The 3,794-nt window shown below is 64.0% G+C and carries 3 protein-coding genes; 1 reads left to right on the forward strand and 2 read right to left on the reverse strand.

Annotation, left to right across the window (positions count from 1 at the left end):
* Positions 1-513, reverse strand: a 513-nt coding sequence (locus tag AHiyo1_RS20675; RefSeq protein ID WP_253257515.1) for an ROK family transcriptional regulator, incomplete at its 3' end; no start/stop codon positions are given.
* Between the two features lie 185 nt (positions 514-698).
* Positions 699-2,102, reverse strand: a complete 1,404-nt coding sequence (locus AHiyo1_RS20680) for an MFS transporter (protein ID WP_059389839.1) — start codon at positions 2,100-2,102, stop codon at positions 699-701.
* Between the two features lie 86 nt (positions 2,103-2,188).
* Here AHiyo1_RS20680 and AHiyo1_RS20685 point away from each other — a divergent pair.
* Positions 2,189-3,794 (forward strand): proton-conducting transporter transmembrane domain-containing protein (locus AHiyo1_RS20685; RefSeq protein WP_275937088.1); only part of this gene is annotated, 1,606 nt, incomplete at its 3' end.

Consider the following 3,794-nt stretch of genomic DNA (forward strand, 5'->3'; position numbering starts at 1 on the left):
AGTGTGGTCCGCATGGACTGCGGCGTCGGCATCGTTGGAAACGAGGGTCGGAAGGCCGGTCCGCTCCTGGAGGAGATCGCGCAGGGCGACGTCCGTCCATCCGAAGTTGGGGGCCGTGGTGACCTCGCCGCCCGCATTGACGATGCCGGGGGTCCCGACGCCGATCCCGAGCAGCGTGGCGGTGGCCCGGCCGACGGCTTCCGAAGCGAGTTCGAGGACCTCGTTGACGACGTCCGGGCCGGTCTCCTCGGAGATGGACCGCTCGACCCTTTCGAGGATGTTGCCGTCAAGGTCCAGGACGGCGGCACGCAGCACGGAATTTTCCGCCAAGTCCATGCCGATCACTTGGAGGCCCCGGCGGTTGATGTCTACCAGGATGGCCGGCTTGCCGGGGCGGACTTCATCGGACTGTCCCAGTTCCACGACGTGGCCGCGTTCGAGGAGGTCCGAGACGAGGTCCGATACCGTGACACGGGTCAGGCCCAGGACCCGGGAAAGTTCCGCACGGCTCATCGCCCCTGCAGAGTGGAGCGTTTGGCGCACCAAGGAGAGATTGTGGGCGCGCCCGTCCGAAGGCAGGGTCGCTGCGCTTGTTCGATCGGTGCGCTGGCGGTCACGAAGGGCTTCCATGTGAGTTAGTAAACTCTACTAACAATCAAAGATCAAGAGTTTGTGGCAGATTGCGTGAGGCCCAGCTGTCAGCTCAGCGGCACTGTGGCGATTTCCGTCTTGTCGGGTGCCTTGACGGGCAGGATCACCAGCAAGCCGGCCAGGAGCACCACCATGATGCCCAGGATCCCCCAGCGTTGGGCCGCGCCCGGGGCAACCAGGGGCGTCGCCAAGGTGATGCACAGGGTGAAAAGGGCCGGCGCCAGGAAGCTCACGGCCCGGCCGGTGGTGGCGTAGAGCCCGAACAGCTCGCCGGATTCGCCGTCGGGCGCCAGCCTCGCGAGGTAGGCGCGGGAGGAAGCTTGCGCCGGTCCCACGAAGAGGCACAAGAACAGTCCGAACACCCAGAAAGTGGTGCTGCCTGCCCAATGGGTCCCGAAGAATACGTAGTCGCCGTTGCCAAGCACCAGGATGACGGTGCCGGCGACCAGGAGTCCCATGAGGGAAATGACGATGACGGACTTGGGCCCGATCCTGTCGTCCAGGAATCCGCCGATCATGGCGCCAACGGCGGCAACCACATTGCCGAAAATCGCGAAGAAGATGACTTGTTTGAGCTCGAATCCAAAAGTCCCGGCAGCAATGACCCCTCCGAAGGTGAAGACCGCCGCCAGGCCGTCGCGGAAGATGGCGCTCGCGAGCAGGAAGTAGATGGTGTGCGGGCTGGTTCGATAGATGGCCTTGATCCGGCGGACGAGCAAACCATAAGAGGCCAGGAACCCGAGCCGGGATTCCGCTTTCTTGACGGAGAGCTCCGGCACGGCGAAGAGGACCGGTAGCGCGAAGATGAAGAACCAGAGCGCGGAAAAGACAGCCACGAGCCTGATATTCAGGCTGTCCTGGGTGGAGGCCCCGAACCACTCAAAAGACGGCTGGACGAAAAGCTGCAGCACCGCGAGCAGCGCGATAATCCCGCCCAGATACCCCATTCCCCAACCGAAGCCGCTCACTTTGCCGATATTGGCAGGGGTGGAGATCTGGGCCAGCATGGCGTTGTAATTGACGCCGGCGAACTCGAAAAACACATTGCCGAGCGCAACCAACGTGACGCCCAGCAGCAGGAACTCGGGCTTGGGGAAAACGAAGAAGCACGAGCCTGTGAGGACAGCCACGAGGGCGGTGTTGACCCCCAGCCACAGTTTCCTGCGGCCACCGGAGTCGGAGCGCTGACCGGTGACCGGTGCCAGGAGCGCAATCGCGACGCCGGCAATCGCCAGCGCGGCACCCAACGTCGCCGACGCCGAGTCTTCCCCGCCAAATGCCTTGGACGTCAGGTAGACGGTGAACACGAAGGTGGTCATGACGGCATTGAATGCCGCGGAACCCCAGTCCCAGGATGCCCACGCAAGGATTTGGCCCTTGTTCGACAGGGCAGGCCCCGAAGCAAGCTCGGATGACGGGTGCGGGGCCTCAGGCGCAGTTGCCATGTTCATGGTTGATAAACTACCTGCACCGAACCCAACGCTTGACCGCCTGCTCCAACTTTTGACAACTTATTCCTGACTTTGCGGAGATTCCAGTGATCACAGTTCTTGCCGTGACCTTTGCAGCGGCAACTGTGGCGCCCTGGATCTTCCGGAAACTTCAACGGAATGCCTTCTACGTCCTTGCAGCAGTTCCCGCCCTCGCCTTTGTCTGGCTGCTCCTGCAGTACGACCGGATCTATCCCGGAAAAGGCGGAGCCGCCACGGGCGGCTTCATCGAAGAGACCCTCCCATGGATTCCGAACCTCAAGCTTGAATTCGCCTTCCGCATGGACGTCCTGGCGTGGGTGATGTCCTTGCTGGTCCTGGGGGTCGGCGCGTTGGTCCTGGTCTATTGCGCCCGGTACTTCAAGAACAAGGATGCCGACCTCGGCGGATTCGGGGCCCAGTTGCTTGCCTTCGCCGGCGCGATGTTCGGCCTGGTGACGGCGGACGACCTCCTGATGATGTTCATCTTCTGGGAACTCACCACCGTCCTGTCCTACCTGCTGATCGGTTATGCGCGGACCCGCCTGTCCGCGCGGCGTTCGGCTTTGCAGGCGCTCATGGTCACCACCGCCGGCGGCCTGGCCATGCTCGTGGGCCTCATCATTCTGGGCCAGGCCTCCGGAACCTACCGGATTTCGGCCATCTTGACCCAAGCGGCCACCCTCGTCACGGGACCTGCGCAAGGTGCGGTTGCCGCCGCCGTCGTACTCATCCTGGTAGGTGCGATTACCAAATCGGCGCTGGTCCCCTTCCACTTCTGGCTCCCCGGGGCCATGGCCGCGCCCACCCCGGTGAGCGCCTACCTGCACGCAGCGGCCATGGTGAAGGCCGGCATCTACATCGTGGCCCGCCTGGCTCCGGGATTCAGCGAAAGCCCCTACTGGTTGCCGCTGGTGCTTGGGCTCGGCCTGGCGACGATGCTGGTAGGCGGCTACCGGGCGCTCCGGCAGACCGACATCAAGCTCATCCTCGCCTATGGAACCGTCAGCCAGCTCGGCTTCCTCACCATGGTGGTGGGTCTCGGCCGGCCCGACGCCGCACTGGCCGGCCTCGCGCTGTTGCTGGCGCACGGACTCTTCAAGGCTTCCTTGTTCCTGGTGGTGGGCATCATCGACCACCAATCCGGCACGCGCGATATCCGCAAGCTCTCGGGCGTGTACAAGTCCTCAAGGGCGCTCGCCATCGTGGCGGGCATCGCCGCGGCGTCCATGGCCGGCATACCTCCGCTGGCGGGTTTTGTGGCCAAGGAATCCGTGTTCGAAGCGTTCGTCCACTACGGCACAGGCCCTGCTTCCCAACCGTGGGGGCTGGTCCTGCTAGTCGGCTTGGTGCTGGGGTCCATCCTCACATTCGCTTACAGTGCCCGCTTCATGTTGGGTGCGTTCGCCACCAAGCCGGGCGTGGAACGGACGCCCTTCAAGGCCATCCAGCCATCGTTCCTGGCGGCTCCGGCCGTCTTGAGCTTCCTCACCATCGTGTACGGCCTGTGGCCGGATCCCGTTGACGGCTGGATCCAGCCGTATGCGGCGCTTTTTGTGGAACCCGCTGCCGGAACAAACGCAGCCAGCGCCAGCCACCTCGCGCTGTGGCACGGTCTGACGCCCGCCTTGGGACTGACCGCCGTGACGTTCGCGGCCGGCGTCGCGATGTTCT

The sequence above is a fragment of the Arthrobacter sp. Hiyo1 genome (assembly GCF_001263615.2).
Classification (GTDB): domain Bacteria; phylum Actinomycetota; class Actinomycetes; order Actinomycetales; family Micrococcaceae; genus Arthrobacter.

What these genes read in the sequence shown, in the direction of transcription:
- AHiyo1_RS20680 (WP_059389839.1), bottom strand. Translation starts at nt 2,102, where the DNA reads ATGAACATGGCAACTGCGCCTGAGGCCCCGCACCCGTCATCCGAGCTT.